This window comes from Hymenobacter terrigena (assembly GCF_054776515.1).
In genome coordinates this window covers 110,683-134,561 of the sequence record NZ_BAAHBU010000003.1, presented here as the reverse complement: position 1 = coordinate 134,561, position 23,879 = coordinate 110,683, and the positions used below count along the sequence as shown (strand labels likewise).

Genomic DNA, 23,879 nt, shown 5'->3' with positions numbered 1-23,879 from the left:
CCCTACCGGGTACGACCCCGCACCCTACTCCGTTAAAACGCTCCTCTTCATGACCCTGCTTCCCCTCACGGCCGACCACTGGCCGGCCGTGCGCGCCATCTACGCCGAGGGCATGGCCACCGGCACCGCCACCTTCGCCACCGAGCCGCCCACCTGGGAGGCCTGGGACAGCGGCCACCTTGATGCCTGCCGCCTGGTAGCCACCGATGAAACGGGTCAAGTGCTGGGCTGGGTGGCCCTTTCACCGGTTTCGGGTCGCTGCGTGTACGCGGGCGTGGCCGAGGTGAGCGTGTATGTGAGCGCCGCCGCCCGGGGGCGCGGCGTGGGACTGGAACTGATGCGGGCGCTGGTTGCTGAATCGGAACAAAATGGCCTGTGGACTTTGCAGGCCGGCATTTTCCCCGAAAACACGGCCAGCGTGCGGCTGCACGAAGCCGTGGGCTTCCGGCTGGTGGGAAGGCGCGAGCGCATCGGCCAGCTGCGTGGGGTGTGGCACGACACCCTGCTGCTGGAACGCCGCAGCGCGGTGGTGGGCACTACGAATACTGCCGAGGCCTGATGCAGCCAACGCTGCGAACCTGCCTGCTGGCCGAAGTGCTGGGCACGGCCATTTTATTGATTTTTGGGACCGGCGCGGCGGTGGTTGATGCCCAGACCCACGCGCTGGGGCATGGCGGGGTGGCGGCGGCCTTCGGGCTGGTGGTGTTCATCATCATCCAGAGCCTGGGCGAAACCAGCGGCGCGCACATCAACCCGGCCGTGACGGTGGCCTTCTGGGCGATGGGGCGGTTTCCGGGGCGGCGGGTGCTGCCGTATGTGCTGGCGCAGCTGGCGGGCGCGGCGCTGGGCAGCTGGCTGGTGCTGGGCGTGGCCGGGCCGGGCTCCGACCTTGGGGCCACGTTGCCGGCCCACGGCACTTGGCAGGCGCTGGGCATCGAAACCTTCCTCACCTTCTGGCTTATGCTGGTGATTTTTCGGGTCACCTCGGGCTCGAAGGAAGTGGGGACGCTGGCGGGGCTGGCCATCAGCGTGACGGTGGCGCTGGAGGCGCTGGTGGCCGGGCCGCTCACGGGCGCGAGCATGAACCCGGCCCGCTCGCTGGCCCCGGCCCTTTTCAGCGGCATCTGGACGGATTGGTGGGTGTATGTGATGGGGCCGGTGGCTGGGGCGCTGCTGGCCGTGGCGGTGGATAAGCTGCTGGCCACTGGACCGACGCCGGAAGCCGCTACACTTCCGCCCGTTCAATAATCGGCATTTCGTAGGGTCGGGGTCGTACCCGGTAGGGCTTGCCCCCGCCCGTCATTGCACGGTATAATCGTCCAACAACGGGCGGGGGCAAGCCCCGCCCCTACATTCAATCCTGAAATCTATTCACAAAAAAAGCGCCCCACCAATGCGGTGAGGCGCTTTTTCCATTCTCCCAAACCTGCCAACTATGGCTGGGGCGTGGACGCAGGCGCGGGGGTGTACTCAAACTTGAATTCAACCCGGCGGTTGCGGGCCTGCCCGGCCTTCGTGGTGTTCGGGGCCACGGGCTCGCTTTCGCCCCGGCCTTCGGTTATCACGCGCTCGGATTCGACGCCCTTGTTGGTGAAGTAGCGTTTCACGGCTTCGGCACGGCGCAGGGACAGGGCCTGGTTGTACTCATCGGTGCCGCGGCTGTCGGCGTGGCCGATGATGCGGAGCTGATAATCGGGGTGGGCTTTCATGGCCGCCGCGATGCGGTTGGCGGTGGGGTACGAGGCGCGCTCGATAATCGTGCTGTTGGTCCGGAACCGGATGGGCACCTGCAGTTTCTGGGTGCCGGGGTCAATGGCCAGCGGGCAGCCCACCGAGTCGACGCGGGTGCCGGCGGGGGTGTCGGGGCACTTGTCGGCGGGGTCGAGGACGCCGTCCTTGTCTTGGTCGAGCACTACGGGGCAGCCGCTGGCATCTACCTGGGTGCCGGCGGCGGTGCCGGGGCACTTGTCCACGTTGTCGGGAATGCCGTCGCCGTCGGTGTCGGGGCAGCCGCGCAGGGCGGCCGTGCCGGGCTGGTCGGGGCAGGCATCGTCGCCGTCGCGCACGCCGTCGCCGTCACGGTCGGGGCAGCCTTCGAGGGTGGCGAGGCCCTTCTCGGTGGGGCACTTGTCCTGGTAGTCGGGCACGCCGTCGGCGTCGCCGTCAAGGGGGCAGCCGGTGAGGTCCACGGCCACGCCGGTGGGCGTGTTGGGGCACTTGTCTTTGCGGTCGGGCACGCCGTCGCCGTCGGTGTCCTTGGGCTTGCCGAGGGAAATGGTGACGCCGGCGGTGTGCTGGAGGTACCGGTCATCGAACTTGTCGGCGTCGCGGATGGGCTCACCGTCGAAATTCGCATTCAGGGGAATGTGCTGGCCGGTCTGGATGAAAATCCCCAGGCCCTCGCTGACCTGGAAGTTGATGCCGGCCGCCCCGAACAGGTCGAAGTAGGTGGCCTTGTCATTGACGGAAGAGCCGCGCACCACGCCGGTGCGGTCGGTGAAGGCCAGGCCCGGCGAGGCCAGCAGGTAGGGCTGCACCACGGCATCCTCCTTGATGGCCCAGCCGTTGTTGAGCTTCAGTTTCAGGGCCAGGTTCACGCTGGTCACCTTGGTGCTGAAATTGGTGGCCGCGCTTTGGGTGCCTTCGAGCTTCACGAAGCTCCCCTGCAGGCCCAGGTCGAGGCCCGGGGTCAGGTAGCGGTTGAGGCCGATGCCGCCGCCGTAGCGGTTGCGGTCCCACTTCCAGAAATCTTCGCCCAGGCTGCCCTTGTACTGGGAGGCGCTGCCGAAGAGGCTGATGGCCGTTTTGCGGTCGGCGGTTTGGGTATAGCCGCGCGGGGCCGCCATCAGCAGGATTCCCACGACTAGCAACGGAGTTAAAAAACGTCTCATGCGAATGGGGTTTGGAGTGAAGTATCGACCCGATGGCAAGGCACGGCGAAGCGCCGGGTCACACACATAGCCAATGGGCTATACTTAGCAGATGATAGAAGGTTATGGATGAGGTAATGCCTTTCACGCAGTTGACGCCACGCTTGGAGCGCTTTCCGGGTCAGCATACCATCAGACGATGTAGGGGCGGGGCTTGCCCCCGCCCGGACGTTCGCACCAGCCTACTGACTCCATTCAACGACGGGCGGGGGCAAGCCCCGCCCCTACCTCGTTCTGAGGTCAGCATTTTCGCCCGACCTTTGCACCCTCACCTCTAAACACCGCATCTCATGGCCAGCCTCCTCCTCGGCGATTACAACGACCTCGAAGTAGCCCGCGAAACCAGCATCGGCCTCTACCTCACTTCCGACGACGGCGACCTGCTGCTGCCCGAAAAGTACGTGGAGGCCGGCACCCGCGTGGGCGACATCGTGCGCGTGTTCGTGTACCGCGACTCCGAGGACCGCCTCATTGCCACCAACCTGCGGCCCCTGGCCCTGGTGAATTCCTACGCCGCCCTCACCGTGAAAGACCACGGCCCGGCCGGCGCGTTCCTGGAATGGGGCCTCGAAAAAGACCTGCTCCTGCCCTTCCGCAACCAGCGGCGCGACCTGCGCCCCGGCGAGCGGGTGTTCGTGTACGTGTACCTCGACGAGGAAAGCGACCGCCTGGTGGCCTCCACCAAGTGGAAGCAGTTCCTGAGCCAGGAGCCTTTCCGGGGCGAGCCCGGCGACGAGGTCAGCCTCATGGTGGCCGACGAAACCGAGCTGGGCTACCCCGTCATCGTGAACGGGACGCACCAGGGGCTGCTGTTTCACAACGAAGTATTCCGCCCCCTACGCCTGGGCGAGCAGCTGCCCGGCTTCCTGCGCCAGGTGCGCGCCGATGGCAAGCTCGACGTGCGCCTGCAAAAGGAAGGCTACGGCGAAGTAGAATCGGCGACGGATACGCTGCTCAAAGCCATCAAAGCCGCGCCCGGCGGCCGCCTGCCCCTGGGCGACAAGAGCCTGGCCGAAGACGTGTACCGCCGCGTGGGCATGAGCAAAAAGGTATTCAAGAAGGCACTAGGCGCACTGTTCCGCCAGGGCCTGGTGCTGCTGGAGCCGGAGGCAACGCAGTTGAAGTAGGGTGCGGGGCTTGTCCCCGCCCGTCGTTGCATTGAATCGTTGAACAGCCCTGTATATTTCGGAGCACCTGACACCGTTCAACGGCGGGCGGGGGCAAGCCCCGCACCCTACATGGAACTACCTCCGCAGCGCCGCAGCATCCGCTATAATGGCTATGACTACAGCATGGCGGGCTACTACGCCCTCACCATCTGCGCCCGCGACAAAGCGCATTTGTTCGGTGCATTAACGCCAGAAGAGCCGCTTCAACCTTCTGCTTTGGGTCAATTGGTATTAATTAGCCGCCATACCAACCCATTTCCCCACCGTGCGGCTGGATACGTGGGTGGTGATGCCTAATCATCTGCACTGCATTCTGGTCCTGACCCGCAACCATGCAGTGCATGTGAGCACAGTGGTTGGCAGCTTTAAATCCCGCTGCTATGCGCAATGGCGCAAGCAACTACTAGCGGCCGGGCAACCAGTTCCGGCTTCGTGCTGGCAGCGGGATTATTACGAGCACATCATTCGCGACCTAAGCGAACTGGAAGGCTACCGCAAATACATTCTCGATAACCCCAGCCGCTGGTAGGGTGCGGGGTCGTACCCGGTAGGGCTTGCCCCCGCCCGTCGTTGAACGGAATCGTTAGGACGGCGTAGACGATTTCGTGCAACGACGGGCGGGGGCAAGCCCCGCACCCTACATCCCCCCACCCTATGCAAAAAACCGCTTTACTCGCCGGGGCCACGGGCCTCATTGGTTCGCAGCTGCTGCCGCTGCTCCTCGCTTCGGAGCGCTACGCCAAGGTGATTGTGGTGGGGCGCAAACCCGTGCCCACCATCCACCCCAAGCTGGTGCAGGTGGTCACGGAGCTGGACAAGCTGGAAGAAGTGCGCCTCAAGCTCATCGCCGACGACGTGTTTTGCTGCCTGGGCACCACCATGGCGCAGGCGGGCTCGAAGGAGGCGTTTTTCAAGGTCGATTTCCTGTACGTGGTGCAGCTGGCGGCGCTGGCGGCCGGCAATTTTGCCTCGCAGTTCATGGTGGTGTCCAGCATGGGGGCCGATGCCGACAGCCGCATCTACTACAGCCGGGTGAAGGGCGAAATGGAAGCCGCCGTGCAGCAGGCCCCGTTTCGGGCCATCCATATTTTCCGGCCCTCGCTGCTGCTGGGCGAGCGGCCGCACCCCCGCCTGGGCGAGCGCCTGGGGGCCGTGGTGCTGAAACTGCTGCGCCCCCTGCTGCGGGGGCCGCTGCTGAAATACCGCCCGGTGCCCGGCGCGGCCGTGGCCGCCGCCATGCTGCGCGCCGCCGAAGAAGATGGCGGTGGGCTGCGGGTGCATTCGTCGGAAGAGTTTACGCCGCGCTAGGCCACCCCTACCCATCCCGTGGCGAAACGCCCGGCGCAGGAGCAGCCGCGCCGTAGCTTGAAGCAGCAAAAAGCCTCGCCAATGTCTGGCGAGGCTTTTTTAATATGTCAGCCTACAACAAATACAACTGGGACGTCATTAGCAGAGGCTTAAAAAGAGTCCTTTAATGAGCTTTTTTGAGTCTCTCAAACTCCAATATTATTTCATGCTCTATCTGATTCATTTCAGATTCTGATATACCCAGTCTTACCATAAATGGCACATCCACATTCATTTTGTACCTAAAATCTTCAATATCCTTTATTGCCTCAATACATGCCTTATAGTAAGACATTGCCTTTTCCTTATGTCCATTTAATAGTTCCATATGGCCCAAGTTGCCATATGTCACGCCAAGTTTTTTCTTAGAAATAGACCTTTCTAGGTATTGTTTTGCTTTTGCATAATCGATGCCTCCCAGCAAGTATATTCTTCCTATCGACATCAAACTTGTAGCCTTATTACTATCCAATTCTGCTATAAGCTCAGCATACTTTAAAGCGTCATCAAACTGATAAGCATCAAAATAATAGTCTCTCATTAATCCGTAGGCCGCCATCCTTAGTTCTTCATCGCAAATATCTAGCGCCTTCTTAGCGCAAGTAAAAGCTGCTTTCAGGTTCCTAACAGCTAAATATGCCTGACCTAAATTGATTGTTAGACCACAATCACTAGGATGAATTATAGAACCTTTCTCAAAGACATCAACAGCATCTTCATGTCTCTTTAACTTAGCCAGCAACTCTCCTAACTGATTTACAACGACCTTATCAGAACCATTTACAGAATTAGCTTTGTACAAATATTGCAGAGCCTCTAAATCACGCCCTAGTAATTCCTCGCATTTAGCAATTAGGGCAAGGACTCTAGGGTCGTTTTCATTTTTACTCTCAAGAACACGCAAGTATTTTAAGCTATTATGAGGCTCAGGCTTATTGAGTGATAGATAGGAATTTGCCGCTTTCCAGTTTGCCCTAAAGTGCTGTGGCTCAATTTTAATTACATCATTATAGTAATTTATAGCACCTCGAAAATTTTTCTCGTCAGCACATACGTTACCTGTAATTTCTAATTCATTAACTTTATTGAGTATAACGCTTTTAAGCTTGGTTTTTGCTATACTGACCTGAGTGCTGAATATATCGGCTATATTACTCTTAGGGTAGAAATTAAAATAATTAAAGTACTCGCATAGAATATTCTGATACGGATGCAATAGTGAAGAAATTTTCAAATTATTTAAAACTTTACTCCGCTCTTTTATTGGAATACCGCGAGACACTGCACCTTCTTCCAAAGCTATACAAAGAGAGTATTTATAGCAGTCCAAAAATGGAAGGCTGGTTACGTATTTGGTAAACTCATCTGGGTCTATATCTTCTTCTGTATTGTTTATAGCGCTATCCAAAACTGGATTGTTTGGATAAAATGGCAAAAAACAATTCATTGGAGTATCAAAGAAAGACAACCCAAACAACTTTGGATTGAAAGTACTTGACTCAAATAGCTTCATTCTAAGTATGTAATCAATAGTATTGAGTCCTTTTTGAACTTCCTCCAAATCCTTCAACGTTTCTAACCGCTTCTTCAAGTCGCTGAATCTTTCCCACTTGTTAGGATGATGAATTAATGCAAGCACTAAGCCAGTCAAGGCACTTTGCCATACATCCTGTTCAAAGTCTGTCAAAAAGTCTATTAACAAGTTAGCTTTCTTAGAATCAAATTTTTTACTTGAAATAAGAGACAGGGTTATGGAATTGATTACGATTTTACGCTCATACCAATTATACAAAACTTTATTATCTCTTACTTTTTGAATATCCAAAATAGTTGACATGTCCAAAAAATCAAGGGCATATATTCTCTCAAAAAGAATTTGAGGCATTTTGCTTCTTAAGGACGGAATATTTTTTAGCTTATCGTCAAAGGGTATAAATATTTCATTAAGCAACTTCCTTTTCAGTTCTTCTACATCACTAAAATCCTCGGAAGAACTTTTGTAATCTAACTTATCAAACTCCTGCTTAAATACCTCAAACGCCTTCCTCACATCATCTACCTTATCTGACACAAGCTCTTCTACAGGCTCTTCAGAAACAACCTTTAATAGGCCCTCGTCTTGTACAACCAATTGCAATTGGCTTTTACGTTCTTTGATGCTATCAACGAGTCTGCCAATATTTGCAGCAGTTTTAGAAAGCGCCTCATTCAGAGTCCAATACTTTACATTATCGATTGGCGTTGCATCCTCGTTTGCCATTACTATTTTGGCAAATGGGGCTCTGTTCCAAACGCACTCAGAAAGCAAAATCGGAACAACGGTTGCCTCGTTGTTTTCATGGCGCTCTATGGCCTTCTTTAATTCTATATTATAACAATAATCAGAGTTTATAAAACTAGCGCTAATCAACAATAGAATAATATCTGACTCGACAATTTCTTTATCAATTATCTCGTCGAATTTCTGCCCGGGCAAAAGTCTCCTATCATGCCATGTCATGACACCCTCGCGTCGTAAAAACCCTAGGTGCTCATCGAGCTTCTTCCTTAGAGTATCATCAGCATGGCTATACGAGCAGAAGATTTTAACTGGGGTCATGATTAAGGTATCGACGTTGCATGTTGTACAAACATACATTAACTAACACACAAAAAAAGCCCCGCCAGCTACTGGCGGGGCTTTCTGTTTCTCGTCGCGGCTTAGGCGGCGGGCTTGGGGGCTACGTCGCCTTTCGGGCCGCCCCCGCCGAGGACGATGAGCTTGGTGTAGCCCTGGAAGCGCAGCCATACGTCGTGCTTGGTGGGCGAGCTTTCGTAGGCCTTGAGCTGCACCCGCATCTCCTTGATGAGGTTGGCGTTGCGGCGCAGCAGGGTGATGAGGGTTTTGCGGTCGGTGCTGCCCTCCACCACGGCCAGGCGCTGGCCGGCCTGCTTCTGCTCGAAGCGGGCCAGCTGCTTGACGGTATTATCCAGGTCGGCGGCCGTGAACTCGCGCTTTTCCAACTGGGCGGCCAAGGGCTGGGCCTCTTTTAGCAGCGCCCCAACCATGGTGGCAAAGCTGGCATCGCCGGCCGCCGCCAGGTCGGAGCGGGAGTAGCGCACGCGGCCGGCCAGGTCCTCGTCGGTGTTGGCTTTGCTGGCGGCGTAGCCTTGCAGGGCGGCCGCCAGGCGGGGCGCCAGGGCCTTGAGCAGGGTTTTGGCGGTGGCCTTTTGCTGGGTCACGGTGCCGCTGGTTTCGCCCATCACGGCATCTTCCAGGAGGCGGGCTTTGGCCAGGTTGGCGGCGTGCTCGTCGCGGAGGTGCGCGATGTCGTCTTCCAGGGCTTCGTAGTGGTGCCGGTCGGCTTGCAGGCCGTTGGCGGTGGCGGTGTCGCGCCGGAGTTGGGCGTCGAGTTTGTTGTTGTCCATATCGCTGAGCGTTAGGGGTAGAAGAATAAGCCAAACGTAGCGAAAATTTATCCAGTGTCCGGCTTTTATATCCATCGGCTGTCCGCCCCGCCCGGCCGGATTTCCGCCAGAGGCTTCCGGACGCTCGCCAACCGCTTCCGGACCACAAACCTTCGCATCCGGACGCCCGCCAACTGCTTCCGGACGCTCGCCAACCGTTTCCGGACGCCCGCCAAACGCTTCGGGACGCCCGCCAACCGTTTCCGGACCACAAACCTTCCCTCCAGACGCCCGCCAAACGCTTCGGGACCACAAACCTTCCTTCCGGACAACAAACCTTCGGGCCGGACCACAAACCTTTCTTCCGGACAACAAACCTTCGCGCCGGACATGAAACCTTCGCGCCGCATCACAAACCTTCGCGCCAGCGGTCCGCCCCCGGTCAGGTGACTACAGAACAGTCCCCCCGCGCCCCCGCGCTTCTTTGCAGCCTCAACCAATTTTCCCGCCCTATGAAACTCCTTCTCGCGCTGCTGACCACCTGGCTGGCCGCTTTCTCGCTGCCGTTCCACGCCCCCGCGCCGCCGAAAAAGCCCGCCGCGCCCAAAGACTACGTCATCACCCAGTTCGGGGCCGGCCTCGACAGCACCAGGCTCAACACCCAGGCCATTCAGAAAGTCATCGACAAGGCCAGCGCCGCCGGCGGGGGCACCGTGGTGGTTCCCAAGGGAGTTTTCCTGAGCGGGGCGCTGTTTTTCAAGCCCAACACCCACCTGCGCCTGCAAGCTGGGGCCAAGCTCAAAGGCTCCGATAACATTGCCGACTACCCCCTCATCCCCTCCCGCATGGAGGGCCAGAAGCTCGATTACTACGCCGCCCTCGTCAACGCCACCAAGGTAAATGGCTTCACCATCACCGGCCCCGGCACCATCGACGGCAACGGCCTGCGCTTCTGGAAAACCTTCTGGGCGCACCGCGACTCGATGTCGAAAGCCCACCTGCCCTCCACCAACCTCGAAGTGCACCGCCCCCGGCTACTCTTCATCTGGGGCTGCGACAAAGTGACCATCAAAAACGTGAAGCTGCACAACTCCGGCTTCTGGACCACCCACCTCTACCAGTGCACCAACGTGCTGATGGACGGCTGTGACATCCGCTCGCCCTTCCGCCCCGTGAAGGCCCCCAGCACCGACGGCGTCGACATCGACGTGTGCAGCAAAGTCACCATCCGCAACTGCTACGTGTCGGTGAACGACGACGGCATCTGCATGAAAGGCGGCAAAGGCCCCACCGCCCAGAAGCTGCCCGAAAACGGCCCCATCGAAGACGTGCTGGTCGAAAACTGCACCTTCGGCGAAGTCCACGCCGCCCTCACCTGCGGCAGCGAGTGCATCCACGCCAACCGCATCACCATGCGCAACTGCCGCGTGGACAACGAGCGCCCCATCCTGCTCTTCAAAATGCGCCCCGACACCTACCAGGTCTACGAAAACATCACCATCGAAAACATCACCGGCAAGTGCGGCACCATCGTCACCCTCTCGCCCTGGACGCAGTTTTTCAACATGGCCGGCAGCACCGAAAAACCCTTCGGCACCATCCGCAACATCCGCATTTCCAACGTCAACGTGAAGTGCAAGCAGTTCGCCGTGCTCGATGGCAACCCCACCGATAAGGTATCCAACATCACCTTCAAAGACGTAACCGCCACCGCCGACAACGCCGCCTTCCCCAACAAATATGCCGACGTAAAATTCGAAAACGTCACCCTCAACGGCGCCCCGCTGAAGGCTGCTCCCACCGTGCAGGCCGCCCCCGCCGCGACGCCCCTGAAGCCGGACTAGCACAAATTCGGTGTCGCCGAATGATGTAGGGGCGGGGCTTGTCCCCGCCCGTCGTTGAACAGAATTGTTGTTTTGGCGCGAACGTCCGGGCGGGGACAAGCCCCGCCCCTACCTCCACCGAGTACGAAACCACAAAAAGCCCCACTAGCTACTGGTGGGGCTTTTTGTTGCCAGAGGCTGCTTTAAAAAGGCGGGGCCGGTGTAAGGGTCGCAACGAGTGCGCGTCTGGCCCCGCAACTATTCGCTACTCTTCCGAACCCATGAACACCTTTTCGAAACTCGCCGGTGCGCTGGTGCTGCTGGCCGCCCCGGTACTGGCCCAAACCGCCCCGGTCCCACCGCTCACGGCCTCGGCCCTGGCAGTAGGCACCGCCGCTCCCGCTTTCAAAGGCCAGGATGCCGCCAGGCGGCCCGTGGAGCTGCGCCAGCTCCTGAAAAAGGGGCCGGTGGTGCTCTATTTCTATCGCGGCCAGTGGTGCCCGTACTGCAATAAGGAGCTGAGCCAGCTCCAGGATTCGTTGCAGGTGCTCACCGCCAAAGGTGCGCAAGTGGTGGTAGTTACCCCCGAAACCCCGGCCAACATCACCCAGACGGTGGCCAAAACCAAGGCTTCGTTCCCCATCGTACATGACCGGGATTTGACCATCATGAAGGCCTACAAAACGGCTTTCGCGGTGGACGATGCCACGGCGAAAAAATACCTGAGCTACGGTATCGACCTGAAGCAGGCCAACGGGCTCGACCAGAATATCCTGCCCGTGCCCGCCACCTACGTCATCGGCCGCGACGGCAAAATCAAGTTTGCCTACTTCGATGCCGACTACCGCCACCGCGCCAGTGTGCGGCAGGTGGCGCAGGCGCTATAATTCCCATCACCCTTATCAGCTTGCGCCATGCTTCGTTCGCTTCATCGCCTGGGCCTGTGGGCCGTTTTGCTCGGGCTGGCAGCCTGCTCTAAAAATGCTGATTCAGAAGAGCCGCCCACGCCGGCCATTGGCCCGGCGCTCTACCGCGTCACCTTCGAAGCCACCTGGAGCGCGGGCACGCACGCCAATTTCCCGGCGGGGGCGCATTTCTCGGCCGTCATCGGGGCTTCGCACCGGGCCGATGGCCTCCTGTTCCGGCCCGGTCAGCCGGCCAGCACCGGCATCAAAAACATGGCCGAGCGCGGCAACAACACCGTGCTGCGAACCGAAATAATGGCTTTACAAAGCAGCGGCGCAGCCTTCCGCACGCTGGAGGGGCGCGTCATCAGCTCGCCGGGCACGGTGGCCGACACCATTCGGCTGGATGCGGCCCACCCCCGCCTGAGCCTCGTCACGATGATTGCGCCGAGCCCGGACTGGTTTGTGGCCCTGGAAGACGAAAGCTTGCTCGACGCCAACGGCCAATGGGTAGCCCAGCGCCGGGTGCCCGCCCGCGCCTACGACGCCGGCACCGACAGCGGCCCCACCTTCACCGCCCCCGACCAGGCCACGCTGCCGGCCGGCGTGGTGGCCCCGCTGCTGCTGCCGCCCGCCAGCGGCCCCGCACCCGACGGCCCGCCGCTGGGCACCTGGCTCCTGGAGCGCATCAGATAGCCCGGTCTTTTTCAAAGGATATTTTCCCACCAATACGCCCCTGGCTGCCTACCACCGACCACTGCGCCCGGCAGCCCATTCATCCCGGGCAAGGCCCGGCAATACCTTGTTGCGAGGGTCAGCAGCGGCGGAAGTACGCCCGAGCCACGGCGCACTTCCCGCCCCAGCGCTTACTTTTGTCCAAGTTCCATCATTCGCATACAGTGTTTCCCCATGAATTATTTACGTCTTACGGCCATCCTATTGCTCCTGCTGCCCGGCTTGGCAGCCAATGCCCAATCGAAGAAAAAAAGCAGTGGTGGCGGCAGCAGCAGCGGTTCGGGCTATAGCACGGGCCTGGGCCTGCGCGGCGGCGGCTGGTCCTCGGGCCTCACGCTGAAGCACTTTCTGGGCAGCGGCAAAGGCGTGGCCATCGAAGGCCTGCTCACGACGGAATACAAAGCGCACGGCGGCCGCCTCACCATCCTCGGCGAGAAGCACATCGGCGTGGCCGATGCCAAGGGCCTCCAGTTTTACTACGGGGCGGGTTTCCACGCCGGGGCCTACCAGGGCCGCTACTACTTCGCCGATGACCGGTTTTACTACAACGGCCGCAACGGCGACGTGTACTTCATCAAGAACCGCCCGGGTAGCTATTACTACGACGAAAACACCTACCTCGCCATCGGGGCCGACCTGATTCTGGGCCTCGAATACAAGCTGCCCGACCTGCCTTTCGTGGTAGGCGTCGATTACAAGCCCTTCTTCGAGGTGTTCCACGGCTACACCGGCTTCTACAACGACGCGGCCGTGAGCCTGCGCTTCACGTTCTAAGGCCGCGCCGCTTGGCACAAAGCATTTCTAAAAAAGCCCCGTCAGTAACTGACGGGGCTTTTTTTATGGAATAATAACCGGCCGGCAACTACTCCGCCCCTACCAGAACCGGCGAAACCAGAGCGTGCCGCCGCGCCAGCTCCTGAAACAGCTGCGCTGCAATGAGGTAGCTGCTCAGAACGAAAAATAAATCGACGCCGGTCCAGCCAAACTGCCCGGCCATGGCGCCCCACTCGGGTGCGAAAAAATGCGGTAGTGAAACAACAGCACTTGGCCAATGGCAAGGGCGCGCAGGTGGTCGAGGCCGGGTAGGCGGATGCCCTGGGCTGGAACCGGAAGCTCGTTTGTAGTCATGAGAAAGGCCGGGCTGGCCGGTTTGCCTCAAAAGGAACTGGCCCCACGGTCCCCGCCGCCCGGTACCGGCACGGTACAGCAGCCTTGCAGCATCGTCATCTTGGTATTTGACGCTACTTTTACCCATCACCTCTCCCCGCCACGCCATGAGCTCCCTGATACAATTCGTTGCCAACTACGACGACCTGTCCACCGACAAGGGCTTCCAGTTCAAGTTTCATTGCGACAAGTGCCGCAACGGCTACCTGTCGCGGTTTCAGCCCAACACACTGGGCATTGCCGGGAGCCTGCTCAATGCGGCCAGCAGCCTGTTTGGCGGGTTGGGCGGGGTCGAGAATGCGGCTTACCAGATTCAGCAGGCCGTGGGCGGCAAGGCGCACGACACCGCCCTGGAAGCCGCCGTGGCCGAGGGCAAGCAGCAGTTTAAGCAGTGCACCCGCTGCGGGCACTGGGTGTGCCCCGATGCCTGCTGGAACCACAGCGCCGGCCTCTGCGAAGACTGCGCCCCCGATGAGCAGGAAGAATTGCGCGCCCAGCAGGCCCAGGCCACCCGCGAGCAAATCCGCACCCAGACCCGCGCCCAGGACTACACCAAAAACCTCGATTTCCTGAACCGCGATGCCCTGTTGCAGTGCCCCAACTGCCAGGCCAAGCTTGCGCCCGGCCAGAAGTTTTGCCCCAGCTGCGGCACCGCCACCGCTGCCCAAACCCAGCCCCGCCACTGCACCGGCTGCGGCGAGGCCCTGAAGCCTGAGCAGAAATTCTGCCCCAACTGCGGCACAAAGGCGGGGTAATGGACTGACTATCGATAAAAAAGCCCGTCATGCTTCGACTGCGCTCAGCATGACGGGTTTTCCCACTCCCCTGTTCCCCATTCCCCCATCCCATGGCCACCGTCAAGCCCATTCTTCGCATTTTCGATTACGCCAAAGCCATCGAGTTTTACCTTGATTGGCTGGGCTTCCGCATCGACTGGGAACACCGGCCGGAGGGCAGCCCGGGCTACCTGCAAATCACGCGGGAAGATGTGACGCTGCACCTTTCCGAACACCACGGCGACTGCGCCCCGGGCGCGCGGGTGTTTATTGATGACTTTGCGCACCTCACGGCCTACCACACCCAACTGCTGGCCCGAAACTACCTGCACAACAAGCCGAGCCTGGACATCCCCTTCTACGACCCCACGGCGCTGGAAATGACGGTTATCGACCCGTTCCACAACCGCCTCACGTTTGTAGAGCGCCGGTAGGGGTCCGGCGGGCGCAGCGCTAGTAACTTCGGGGCCTATTGCGCTAGCTGCCTTTCCATGCCCGACTCTGCCGCCCCGGCCCTCCCGGCCGACCTTCCCTATTCGCAGGACCTGTTGCAGGTGGTGCTCAACACGTCGCAGACCGGCATTATGTTGATGCGGCCAATCTACGACGCGCCGGGGGCGACTATTGTCGACATGGCGGTGGTATACCTCAACCCGGCTGCTCAGCAGATGCTGCAGCTGCCCCAGCAGCCCGCCGAACCCTTCCTCACGTTGTACCCCACGGCGGAGGCGGCCGGCGTGTTTGCCTTCTACCGCGACGCGTTTTTGAGCGGCCGGGTGGAGCGCCGCCAGAACAACTACCAGCACGACGGCCTCGACGGCTACTACCTGCTGGTGGCCCAGCGCCAGGGCGAGGTGCTGGTGGTGAATTTCACCGACACCAACGACCAGGCCCGCACCGATATGGTGCAGGAGCTGCGCGCCAGCCAGGCCCGCGAGCTGGAGGCCCGCACCGAAGCCGAGCTGCAACGCCAGCACTTGGAGCTGCTGCTGCACGACGCCCCGGCCATGATTTGCGTGTTCGACGGGCCGCAGCACGTCTTTCAGTTCGTGAACCCGCCCTATCAGGCGCTGGTCGGCGACCGGCCCATCGTGGGCAAGCCCATTGCCGAGGCCATGCCCGAGCTGGTGGGCCAGCCCATTTTTGGCCTGCTCGACCACGTGTACCAGACCGGCGAAACCTTCCGGGCCTCGGAAATGCTGGTGCAGCTCGACCACGACAACGCAGGCCGCCGCGAGCTGGAAAAGCGCTACTACAACTTCATTTACCAGGCCCGGCACGACCCTCACGGGGTCATCAACGGCATTTTTGTGTTTGCCTACGACGTGACGCCGCAGGTGCTGGCCCGCCTGGAAGTGCAAAGCCTGAACGAGGAGCTGGCCGCCATCAACGAGGAGCTGCGCACCAGCAACGACGAGTTCCTGACCGCCAATACCGCCCTGGCTCACTCGGAGCAGAAGCTCCACGCCCTCAACCAGGAGCTGGAAAGCCGCGTGGCCACCCGCACCCAGGAAAGCCGGCAGGCCCGGGCCGAGGCCGAGCGCCAGCAAGCCCGCCTCGAACGCCTGTTCATGCGGGCGCCGGCGGCCATCTGCATTCTGGCCGGTCCCGAGCTGGTGTTTGAGCTGGTGAACCCAGCCTATCAAGCACTGTTTCCGGCCCGACCACTGCAGGGCCGCCCCATTGCAGAAGCCCTGCCCGAAATAGCCGACCACGCCGTGTACCAGAGCTTTCGCCGGGTGTTCGAAACGGGCATCACGCACGAGGCGCTTGGCCTGCTTATCCCCATTGCCCGCCCCGAAGACGGCGTGCTGGAAGACCGGTACTTCAACTACATCCAGCAAGCCCGCTTCGATGAGCAGGGCCAGGTTGACGGTGTGCTGGTGTTCGCCTTCGAGGTCACGCCGCAGGTGCAGGCCCGCCAGGCCACCGAAGCCACGGCCCAGCGCCTGCGCCTGCTCACCGATGCCCTGCCCGTGCTCATCTCCTACATCGACCGCGACGAGCGCTACCAGTTCCTGAACAAGGCCTACGAGAGCTGGTTTGGCCTCGACCCAGCCAGCATGGTCGGGCGGCCGGTGCGGCAGGTGGTGGGCGAAGCCGCTTATGCCGCCGTGCAAGGCTACATGGCCCGGGCCCTGGGCGGCGAGCGCCTGGAGTTTGAAGCCCGAATGCCCTACCGCGAAGACTTCGTGCGGAACATTCACACCGACTACATCCCCGACGTGCACCAAGGCGAAGTGCAGGGTTTCTACGCCCTCGTCACCGACGTAACCGAGCAGGTGCAAGCCCGCCAGCAGGTGCAGGAGCTGAATGAGGAGTTGGCCGCCATCAACGAAGAAATGCTGGTGGCCAACGAGGAGCTGCGCGACACCAACGACCGCCTCAGCCACACCAACGTGGACCTCGATACGTTCGTTTACACCGCCTCGCACGACCTCAAAGCCCCCATTGCCAACATCGAAGGCCTGCTGCTGGCCCTCGGCGAGCAGCTGCCCGCCGCCGTGCGCAACACCCCCGACGTGACCCAGCTGCTGGAGTTCATGCACGGTGCCGTACTTCGCTTCCAGCGTACCCTGGACCACCTCACCGACGTGAGCAAGCTCCAGCAAGCCCACGCCGAGCCCGCCGAAGCCGTGGACCTGGCTGCCCTTGTCGAAGCCGTGCGCCTCGACTTGGCTCCTGCCCTGACCGCCGCCGGCGGCCGCCTCACGCTGGACCTGGCCAACTGCCCCACCGTGCGCTTCTCCCCTAAAAACCTGCGCAGCATCCTCTACAACCTGCTCAGCAATGCCATCAAGTACCAAGTGCCCGGGCGCGCCCCGCAGGTGCTGCTGCGTGCCACCTGCCCACCCGGCCAGGTGCGGCTGGAAGTGCACGACAACGGCTTGGGCCTCAGCGAAACCGAGCAGTCCAAGCTGTTTGTGATGTTCCGCCGCCTGCACACCCACGTCGAGGGCACCGGCGTGGGGCTGTACATGGTCAAGCGCATCACCGAAAACGCGGGCGGCAGCATTGAGGTGCAGAGCGCGCCGGGTACCGGTTCCACGTTTACGGTGGTGCTGCCCGACCGCGCCTGAACCTAACCAGCCCGCCCTGCGTAGGGGATACTTATGCCGAAGTTGAGCAGTGTGCTGTTGGTCGATGACGACCCGACCAATAATTTCCTTAACGAACGGATGCTCAAGCGTCTGGCCGTGACGGAACACATTCTGGTGGCTCAAAACGGGCAGGAAGCCCTGGCGCTGTTTCAGCAAGCCAGCACCACGCCCCTGCCTAGCTACCCCGCCCTCGTCCTGCTCGATATCCAGATGCCCGTTATGAACGGCATCGAATTTTTGCAGGCCTATCAGCAGCTACCCCTGGCCCAGCGGCGCGCCACCATCGTGGTGGTCCTCACCACTTCCATGGACTCGCGCGACCTTACCCGCCTCGATGAGCTACCCGCCGCCGGCCGCATCACCAAGCCGCTCACCGCCGAGAAGCTGGATGCCGTGCTCCAGCAGCATTTCCAGTAGCGGCCCGCACCTGGCTGCACCGCAGGCTAGCGCCCCCAATAACGCCACTGACCACGCAAAAGGGCCGGCAACTTGCCGGCCCTTTTGCGTGTGTCCCGCTGTGGGTACAAAAAAAAATTTCCCAGGCTGTAACGTTCGCCGGCAGCAGCGGTATCCACATCTGAAAGCTCCGAATTTCCTGCCGGCCGTCATGCTCCCTTATTGCAACCCTCCGCGTTCGGTATGTCCCAAAGCTGCTCTCCCTTTGAGGCAGCTTCCGCTCTCGCCCAAAGCAGTCGAGCGGCCTTCCAGCGACAGCTACCCACTGGCCCAGCCCACTTGAGGGCAGGGTTTGAATCAGAAGATGATTTTCTGATAAAATTTTTATCGCTGATTATCAATAAGTAAACGGATAAATGCAACGCAACAGGTACAATAATTGAAACAGTACCTTGCGTTACAAAGTACCTACCATACATTTGTACTGTTCCTCACCCAGTACTATGGCCGCAGAGAACGTCACGCTTTTTTCCATCTCACCTTTTTTCTGTAAAAACCCATGAAAACCTCCCTCACCTCCCGCCCCGTTGCCACCACTCAAACCCGTACTGCTCCGTACCTGCGGGCCCTGCTGCTGGGCGGGTTGGCCATCGTAGGCAGCGCCGGCACGGCTCTGGCCCAGAGTGCTCCGTCCGTGAAAACCAAACAGGCCGATGACCAGGCCCTGTGGCTCACCGTAGAAAACCCCGCGCAGCAACGCTTGCAGATGCAGGTCGTTTCGCTGGACCACAGCGTCTGCCTCGTGAACGAAGTAAATCACCTCACTTCCTACGGCAGCAAGCTTAACTTCAATGGGATGCCCGCCGGCCAGTATGCCGTGCTGCTGCGCGTGGGCCGCGAGCGGTATCGCTACGGCGTAGATGTGCAGGCCAAGGCCAAAACCACCATTTCGGTGCGCGAGCTAACGCCCGCCAAATCGCCGGAAGCCGTGGCCTCGGTGGTCCGCTAGTTTCCCCGGCACAGGGCCCCGAAACGGGGTGTCCTGCAATGTTTCGGCCCCTGACAGCGCTAGCTATCAGGGGCCGAGTCGTGTGGTATCCCCACCACGGCCTACGCCGCCAGCGGCAGGCTTTTGCGGCTGTACCGCTCCCGATAAGCCAACGGCGACACGCCCGTAAGGCGCTTAAACAGCGTCCGAAACGCCTTGGTGTCGGAGTAGCCCACCGAATACATCACCTCGTTCACGTTCTCGCGCGAGGATTCGAGGCTCATTTTGGCGGCTTCGATTTTTACGCGCTGCACGTATTCGGCCACGGTATTGCTGGTGGCTTTTTTGAAACGGCGCTCGAAATTGCGGCGGCTCAGGCAGCTTTGGGCGGCCAGCGCATCCACCGAAAGCTTCTCGGCAAAATGCTGTTCGATGAAGTCCTGGGCTTTTTTGATGGGCTCGTCGTCGTGGTCCTTCTGGCCCCGGAAGATGACAAATGGCGACTGGCTGCGCCGGCCAATGTCAATCTGAAATACCTTGGCGCAGCACACGGCCATGTCGCGGCTCACGTATTTCTCTACCAGATACAGCACTAGGTTCAGGTAGGAATAGGCCCCGCCGCTGCTGTAGAGGCCCTGCTCATCGGTGATTACCTGCTCGGCCACGAGGTGCACGGCGGGGTACATGGCCGCGAACTGCGGCGCGCCCAGCCAGTGCGTGGCGCATTGGCGGCCGTCCATGAGGCCGGTGGCGGCCAGCAGAAACGCGCCCAGGCACAGGCTGGCTACCTCGGCCCCGTGCGTGTGCTGGTCGGCAATCCAGGCAATGAGGCCCTGGTTCAGGGCCACGGCCTCGGTCAGGTCGCCGTGCGGGGCGGGAATGATGATGAGGTCGGTGCGGAAATCCTCGTCGATGGTGCGGTGGGTGTGCAGCGTGAACAGGCCCCGATTGAAGGTTTTGTGCTTCGTGAGGCCCACTAGCTCGATTTGGAAGGCCGGTGGCTGGCCCGCGCCCGCCAGCAACTCATTCACCTGGCTCAGCACCTTGTGCGGCCCTTCGATGCTGCCCACCACCGCATCGCCGGCTGGCACCAGAATAGAAACGTGCTTCATAGAGGTCAAATGTAAGGGATTTCCTGCCGCATTCAGCCCCCCAATTGGGCAGAATCGCCCCCTTGCACCAGCCATTTTTGCTAATACCTTTGCTAAACCAGTTAGGCAATAAAATTTTTAGCAAACGCTTGAGCCTACCGACCTGGGCTCCTCACCACTTCCGGTTCAACTTTCACTCATTCAACCCGCTTCGCCATGAAACCCCGCACCACCGCCCGCCTCTATTGGACGCTCATTATCCTTTTCAGCCTCATGATGCTGGCCGACGGCGTAGCGGGCCTGATGCTGGAGAAAAACGGCCAGGAGGCCATGCGGCAGCTCGGCTACCCGCTATACGTCATGACCATCACGGGCGCAGCCAAAATCCTGGGCGCGCTGGCGCTGCTCCAGAACAAGTACCGCACGCTGAAGGAATGGGCTTTTGCCGGCTTCGCCATCGATTTCATTGGAGCCGCCGCGTCGGTGGCGCTTGCCGGCATGGGTTTCGTGGCCACGCTGCCCGCGCTGGTGATGACGGCCGTGCTCTTCGGCATCTACTTCCTCTGGAAGCGCTACCTCATCAGCCGCGCCCAAACGGCCGCCACCGATGACACGGAAGCCGCATTTGCGACTCCGGCAGCGGCCACCGTGTAGCAGTATGCCCGTTCTCTTTTCTTTCTATCAATACCCTCACAATCAGCCACCAACCCTCTAACCTCTAACGCCCCAATCCCATGGCCCTCCTCAGTCCCCACCTCGCATTTCCCGGCGGCACCTGCCGCGAAGCCCTCTCCTTCTATCAAAGCTGCATTGGCGGCGAGCTCAAGCTGATGCGCGTCGGCGATACGGCGATGTGCGAACAGATGCCCGCCGAAGCCCAGGACCAGATTATGCACGGCACCCTCACCACCGACTCGTTTGTACTCATGGCGTGCGACGCCCTGGATACCCGCCGCCCGTTCGACCCCGGCAATAACATCGCCATGTGCCTGGACTGCCGCAGCGACGAGGAAATCAACACCCTGTTTGCCAAGCTGGGCGAGGGCGGCACCGTCATCGACCCGCTGGCCGATATGTTCTGGGGCGGTAAGTTTGGGACGCTCATCGACCGGTTCGGCACGGAGTGGCTGTTCAACTTTAACCAATCCGCCGGCGCGTAACGGCTCCAGTCCCCGAAATTTTATGAGCAAAGTAATTGCCGCCGAATACCTCTCCCTGGATGGCGTAATGGAAAATCCGGCCTGGACCGCGCCCTATTTCAACGACGAGCTGGGCGAATTTCAGGGCGAGCTGATGACCTCCAGCGATGCCCTGCTGCTGGGCCGCGTCACCTACGAGGCGTTTGCCGGGGCCTGGCCCAACATGCCCGACGCCCCCGGCGCCGACCGCATGAACAGCATGCCCAAATACGTGGCCTCGCGCACCCTGCAACAGGCCGAGTGGAACGCCAGCATCATCGAAGGCGAGGTGGCTGCCGAAGTGGCCCGCCTGAAACAGGAGCCCGGCCAGAACCTGCTCATTTTCGGCAGCGGCCAACTGGTGGAATACCTGCGCCAACACGGCCTGATTGACGAATACCGCCTCATGATTTTTCCGGTGGTGCTGGGCAGCGGCAAGCGCCTTTTTGCGAGTGCGCCCACCGATTTCAAGCTAAAATCTTCGCACACCACCCGCACCGACGTGCTGGTGCTCACCTACCAACCGGCCAACGCCTGATTTTTTTATGGATTTTAAACTGGAGCTCATCCCTGTGCCGGTGGTCGACATCGACCGCGCCAAAGCCTTTTATGTGGAGCAAGTCGGCTTCCACCTCGACCACGACGTGCGGCCCAGCCCCACGGTGCGCGTGGTGCAGCTCACGCCGCCCGGCTCGGGCTGTTCCATTGTGCTGGCCGAGGGGCTGGCGGGCCTGGCCATGCCGGCCGGCTCGTTGCGCGGCCTGCACCTGGTGGTGGCCAATATTGCCGAGGCGCGGGCCGAGCTGGCCGGCCGGGGCGTGCCGATGGGTGCGATTCAGGATTTGGGCGGGATTAAATACTCCGCCTTCAAAGACCCCGACGGCAATACCTGGACCTTGCAGGAGATTCCGGGCCGGAAGTAGGCATAGCGCAGCCTTTTCGTCCGCAAGTGAACAGCCCTGAACACTCGCGGACGAAAAGGCTGCGCTACGTCACCACCGGCAGCGTGAAGCTGAACGTGCTGCCGCTGCCCAACTCGCTCTCCACCCACAGCCGGCCACCCTGCGTGGTGATGAACTCGCGCGCAATGCTCAGGCCCAGGCCGGAGCCGCCGCGGTAGCCGGTTTTGTCGGGCAGTTGGGCGAAGCGTTGGAAGATTTTCTCGTGGTGCTCGGGCGCGATGCCAGGGCCGTGGTCCTGCACGCTCACCTGCACGAAGGCCCCGGCCAGGGCGGCCCGCACCGTGAGGGGCGCGCCCACCGGCGAGTAGCGGATGGCATTGGCCAGCAGGTTAATGAGCACCCAGGTGGTTTTTTCCACGTCGGCGCGGGCGGCGGGCAGGTTGGCGGGCAGCTGAATTTCCAGGCGCAGCTGCTTGTCGGCGAGTTGGGGCTGCACGGTGGCGGTGGCAAAGCCGATGACATCGGCCAGGCTGGTGGGGCGCACGTCGAGCTGGATGCCGGCCCCGGCGTCGAGGCGCGACACATCGAGTAGCTCAGCCACCATACGCTGCAGGCGCTGGGTTTCCTGCCGGATGTAGCCGGTCACGCGCTGGCGCTCGTGGGCGGGCAGGCGCTCATCCTGGAGCAATTTGGTGTTGAGGTTGATGCTAGACAGCGGCGTTTTCAGTTCGTGCGATACAGTAGCGAGGAAGTTCGACTTCACCTGGTCGAGCTTCTTGAAATCGGACACGTTGCGCAGGGTGAGAATGTGGCCCACGAATTCCGTTTTTTCGGTGGCTTCATTAAACGACACCAAATCCTGCACCGCCAGACGGTAAAACGCCTCCTCGCCGCGCTGGGCAATGTGCAGCAGCGGCGCTTCGGCCACGGCGGCTTCGCGGTTGGGCGCGTCCAGAGGCCGCAGCATGGCCTGAAACAGGTCGTTTTCGAGGCGCACGGTGGCGGCGGGGCGCCCCACCAGTTTCTCGACGGGCATCCCCAACAGTTCGCACAGCACGGGGTTGGCCAGCAGAATGTGGCGGTTCTCATCGAGCAAGAGCAGGCCTTCGTCCAGGGTGTTCACGATGCTGGCGGCGCGGTTGCGCTCGGTTATCAGCCCGGCCTCGGTGGAGGTGCGGTATTCACGCAGCTGGCTTAGCATGCGGTTGAAAGCCCGGGCCACCTGGCCGAATTCGTCGTGGCTTTCCTGCGGGATGCTGGCCGCAAAGTCGCGCTCGGTGGCGTGGTTGAGGGCGGCCGTGAGCTTGCGCAGGGGCTGCACGGCGGCTTCGGGCACGCTGCTGGCCAAGGCCAGGGCCAGCAGCCCGGCCAGGGTAATAAAGATGAGCAGGTTGCGGTTGGCCTGGTCGGCGCGCTGGTTGGCGACTTCGGTTTTGCGGTTCAGGGCGTCGGTGTTTAGCGCCATCATTTGGTAGGTGTAGCCGCCAAGCGTGTAGGGTTCGGCCGTGATGCCCAACGGGACGGGCCGGCCGGTAGCGGCCGCGCGCTGCGCCTGTTGCTGGTGCTGCTTCAGCTGGGCGGTCAGGTCGCGTAGGTCGTCGACAACCTGCTGCTCGCCGGGCTCGGTCACGTTGCGGGCCTCGGCACTCAGAAAGGCCTCAAAGCGGGCAGTGCCGGCCGTATCGGCCAGCGGCTGGCGGGCCAGCTGGTCGAGGCTTTTCAGCATTTGCAGGCCCACATTCACCGAATACAGGTTGGCTTTGAGCACATCCCGCGAGCTGCGGTCGAGCTGCCGCAGCGAATAATACGCGTAGCCCCCGATGCTGAGCACCAGCAGCAGCATAGCCAGAAAGCCGAGGTTGATTTTGGTTTTGAGGTCCATGGATTGAAGACGGTCAGGCAATTAGACGGTCATGCGGAGCCTGTCGAAGTATCTCTCCTGCTTCGTTGGCTCGATTGAAATAATTGTATGGTAGAGCTGCTT

The 23,879-nt window shown here is 60.7% G+C and carries 25 protein-coding genes; 19 read left to right on the top strand and 6 right to left on the bottom strand.

Annotation, left to right across the window (positions count from 1 at the left end; genetic code table 11):
* Positions 1-49: 49 nt before the first annotated feature.
* Both ACYU7Q_RS13685 and ACYU7Q_RS13680 read left to right on the top strand, forming a co-directional pair.
* Positions 50-559, top strand: a complete 510-nt coding sequence (locus tag ACYU7Q_RS13685; protein WP_460609999.1) for a GNAT family N-acetyltransferase — start codon at positions 50-52, stop codon at positions 557-559.
* On the top strand, positions 559-1,248 hold the full coding sequence (locus ACYU7Q_RS13680) for an MIP/aquaporin family protein (RefSeq protein ID WP_460609998.1): 690 nt from the start codon (positions 559-561) through the stop codon (positions 1,246-1,248). Before ACYU7Q_RS13685 ends, ACYU7Q_RS13680 begins: the two co-directional genes overlap by 1 nt.
* A gap of 185 nt (positions 1,249-1,433) precedes the next feature.
* Here ACYU7Q_RS13680 and ACYU7Q_RS13675 read toward each other — a convergent pair whose 3' ends face one another.
* On the bottom strand, positions 1,434-2,891 hold the full coding sequence (locus ACYU7Q_RS13675) for an OmpA family protein (RefSeq protein ID WP_460609997.1): 1,458 nt from the start codon (positions 2,889-2,891) through the stop codon (positions 1,434-1,436).
* 329 nt (positions 2,892-3,220) lie between these two features.
* Between ACYU7Q_RS13675 and ACYU7Q_RS13670 the strand changes: the two genes are divergently transcribed.
* The 4 genes from ACYU7Q_RS13670 (at position 3,221) to ACYU7Q_RS13655 (ending at position 5,407) form a co-directional block, all read left to right on the top strand.
* Positions 3,221-4,057, top strand: coding sequence for a CvfB family protein (locus tag ACYU7Q_RS13670; protein WP_460609996.1), 837 nt, complete (start codon positions 3,221-3,223; stop codon positions 4,055-4,057).
* A gap of 111 nt (positions 4,058-4,168) precedes the next feature.
* Positions 4,169-4,396 (top strand): hypothetical protein, encoded by a 228-nt coding sequence (locus ACYU7Q_RS13665; protein ID WP_460609995.1) that lies wholly within the window; start codon positions 4,169-4,171, stop codon positions 4,394-4,396.
* Complete coding sequence (locus ACYU7Q_RS13660) at positions 4,365-4,628, top strand: transposase (RefSeq protein ID WP_460609994.1); 264 nt, start codon at positions 4,365-4,367, stop codon at positions 4,626-4,628. The genes ACYU7Q_RS13665 and ACYU7Q_RS13660 overlap by 32 nt, the downstream gene beginning before the upstream one ends.
* 125 nt (positions 4,629-4,753) lie before the next feature.
* Positions 4,754-5,407 (top strand): Rossmann-fold NAD(P)-binding domain-containing protein, encoded by a 654-nt coding sequence (locus ACYU7Q_RS13655; protein ID WP_460609993.1) that lies wholly within the window; start codon positions 4,754-4,756, stop codon positions 5,405-5,407.
* Positions 5,408-5,570: 163 nt separating this feature from the next.
* On the opposite strand, the gene ACYU7Q_RS13650 is transcribed toward ACYU7Q_RS13655, so the two are convergent.
* The gene (locus ACYU7Q_RS13650; protein WP_460609992.1) at positions 5,571-8,045 is read right to left on the bottom strand and encodes a TIR domain-containing protein; all 2,475 of its coding nucleotides are present in this window, start codon (positions 8,043-8,045) and stop codon (positions 5,571-5,573) included.
* Positions 8,046-8,146: 101 nt separating this feature from the next.
* Positions 8,147-8,854, bottom strand: a complete 708-nt coding sequence (locus tag ACYU7Q_RS13645; protein ID WP_460609991.1) for a hypothetical protein — start codon at positions 8,852-8,854, stop codon at positions 8,147-8,149.
* Positions 8,855-9,345: 491 nt separating this feature from the next.
* Here ACYU7Q_RS13645 and ACYU7Q_RS13640 point away from each other — a divergent pair, with 491 nt between their 5' ends.
* From ACYU7Q_RS13640 to ACYU7Q_RS13625, 4 genes are all read left to right on the top strand, one after another.
* Positions 9,346-10,677, top strand: a complete 1,332-nt coding sequence (locus tag ACYU7Q_RS13640) for a glycoside hydrolase family 28 protein (protein WP_460609990.1) — start codon at positions 9,346-9,348, stop codon at positions 10,675-10,677.
* Positions 10,678-10,937: 260 nt separating this feature from the next.
* Positions 10,938-11,543, top strand: a complete 606-nt coding sequence (locus ACYU7Q_RS13635; protein WP_460609989.1) for a peroxiredoxin-like family protein — start codon at positions 10,938-10,940, stop codon at positions 11,541-11,543.
* Between the two features lie 27 nt (positions 11,544-11,570).
* Positions 11,571-12,257: a spondin domain-containing protein gene (locus ACYU7Q_RS13630; protein ID WP_460609988.1), complete on the top strand. Its 687-nt coding sequence runs from the start codon at positions 11,571-11,573 to the stop codon at positions 12,255-12,257.
* A gap of 213 nt (positions 12,258-12,470) precedes the next feature.
* Positions 12,471-13,070: a hypothetical protein gene (locus ACYU7Q_RS13625; protein ID WP_460609987.1), complete on the top strand. Its 600-nt coding sequence runs from the start codon at positions 12,471-12,473 to the stop codon at positions 13,068-13,070.
* Positions 13,071-13,158: 88 nt separating this feature from the next.
* Here ACYU7Q_RS13625 and ACYU7Q_RS13620 read toward each other — a convergent pair whose 3' ends face one another.
* Positions 13,159-13,293 (bottom strand): hypothetical protein, encoded by a 135-nt coding sequence (locus ACYU7Q_RS13620; RefSeq protein ID WP_460609986.1) that lies wholly within the window; start codon positions 13,291-13,293, stop codon positions 13,159-13,161.
* A 277-nt stretch (positions 13,294-13,570) separates the two neighbouring features.
* On the opposite strand from ACYU7Q_RS13620, the gene ACYU7Q_RS13615 reads away from it, so the two are divergent.
* From ACYU7Q_RS13615 to ACYU7Q_RS13595, 5 genes are all read left to right on the top strand, one after another.
* Complete coding sequence (locus ACYU7Q_RS13615; protein WP_460609985.1) at positions 13,571-14,218, top strand: zinc ribbon domain-containing protein; 648 nt, start codon at positions 13,571-13,573, stop codon at positions 14,216-14,218.
* Positions 14,219-14,310: 92 nt separating this feature from the next.
* Positions 14,311-14,673 carry a glyoxalase superfamily protein gene (locus tag ACYU7Q_RS13610; protein WP_460609984.1) on the top strand — a complete coding sequence of 121 codons (363 nt, stop codon included), beginning with the start codon at positions 14,311-14,313 and terminating at the stop codon, positions 14,671-14,673.
* A 57-nt stretch (positions 14,674-14,730) separates the two neighbouring features.
* Entirely contained in the window at positions 14,731-17,319 is a 2,589-nt protein-coding gene (locus ACYU7Q_RS13605; RefSeq protein ID WP_460609983.1) for a PAS domain-containing protein, read from the top strand.
* A gap of 33 nt (positions 17,320-17,352) precedes the next feature.
* Positions 17,353-17,757, top strand: coding sequence for a response regulator (locus ACYU7Q_RS13600; protein WP_460609982.1), 405 nt, complete (start codon positions 17,353-17,355; stop codon positions 17,755-17,757).
* Between the two features lie 538 nt (positions 17,758-18,295).
* The gene (locus ACYU7Q_RS13595) at positions 18,296-18,745 is read left to right on the top strand and encodes a hypothetical protein (protein WP_460609981.1); all 450 of its coding nucleotides are present in this window, start codon (positions 18,296-18,298) and stop codon (positions 18,743-18,745) included.
* Between the two features lie 101 nt (positions 18,746-18,846).
* Here ACYU7Q_RS13595 and ACYU7Q_RS13590 read toward each other — a convergent pair whose 3' ends face one another.
* Positions 18,847-19,836, bottom strand: coding sequence for a GlxA family transcriptional regulator (locus tag ACYU7Q_RS13590; protein ID WP_460609980.1), 990 nt, complete (start codon positions 19,834-19,836; stop codon positions 18,847-18,849).
* A gap of 195 nt (positions 19,837-20,031) precedes the next feature.
* On the opposite strand from ACYU7Q_RS13590, the gene ACYU7Q_RS13585 reads away from it, so the two are divergent.
* The 4 genes from ACYU7Q_RS13585 (at position 20,032) to ACYU7Q_RS13570 (ending at position 21,916) form a co-directional block, all read left to right on the top strand.
* Positions 20,032-20,469, top strand: coding sequence for a DoxX family protein (locus ACYU7Q_RS13585; RefSeq protein WP_460609979.1), 438 nt, complete (start codon positions 20,032-20,034; stop codon positions 20,467-20,469).
* Positions 20,470-20,549: 80 nt separating this feature from the next.
* Positions 20,550-20,975, top strand: coding sequence for a VOC family protein (locus tag ACYU7Q_RS13580; protein WP_460609978.1), 426 nt, complete (start codon positions 20,550-20,552; stop codon positions 20,973-20,975).
* 22 nt (positions 20,976-20,997) lie between these two features.
* Positions 20,998-21,531, top strand: coding sequence for a dihydrofolate reductase family protein (locus ACYU7Q_RS13575; RefSeq protein ID WP_460609977.1), 534 nt, complete (start codon positions 20,998-21,000; stop codon positions 21,529-21,531).
* A 7-nt stretch (positions 21,532-21,538) separates the two neighbouring features.
* Complete coding sequence (locus tag ACYU7Q_RS13570; protein WP_460609976.1) at positions 21,539-21,916, top strand: VOC family protein; 378 nt, start codon at positions 21,539-21,541, stop codon at positions 21,914-21,916.
* A 64-nt stretch (positions 21,917-21,980) separates the two neighbouring features.
* Here ACYU7Q_RS13570 and ACYU7Q_RS13565 read toward each other — a convergent pair whose 3' ends face one another.
* The gene (locus tag ACYU7Q_RS13565; RefSeq protein WP_460609975.1) at positions 21,981-23,777 is read right to left on the bottom strand and encodes a HAMP domain-containing sensor histidine kinase; all 1,797 of its coding nucleotides are present in this window, start codon (positions 23,775-23,777) and stop codon (positions 21,981-21,983) included.
* Between the last annotated feature and the right edge of the window lie 102 nt (positions 23,778-23,879).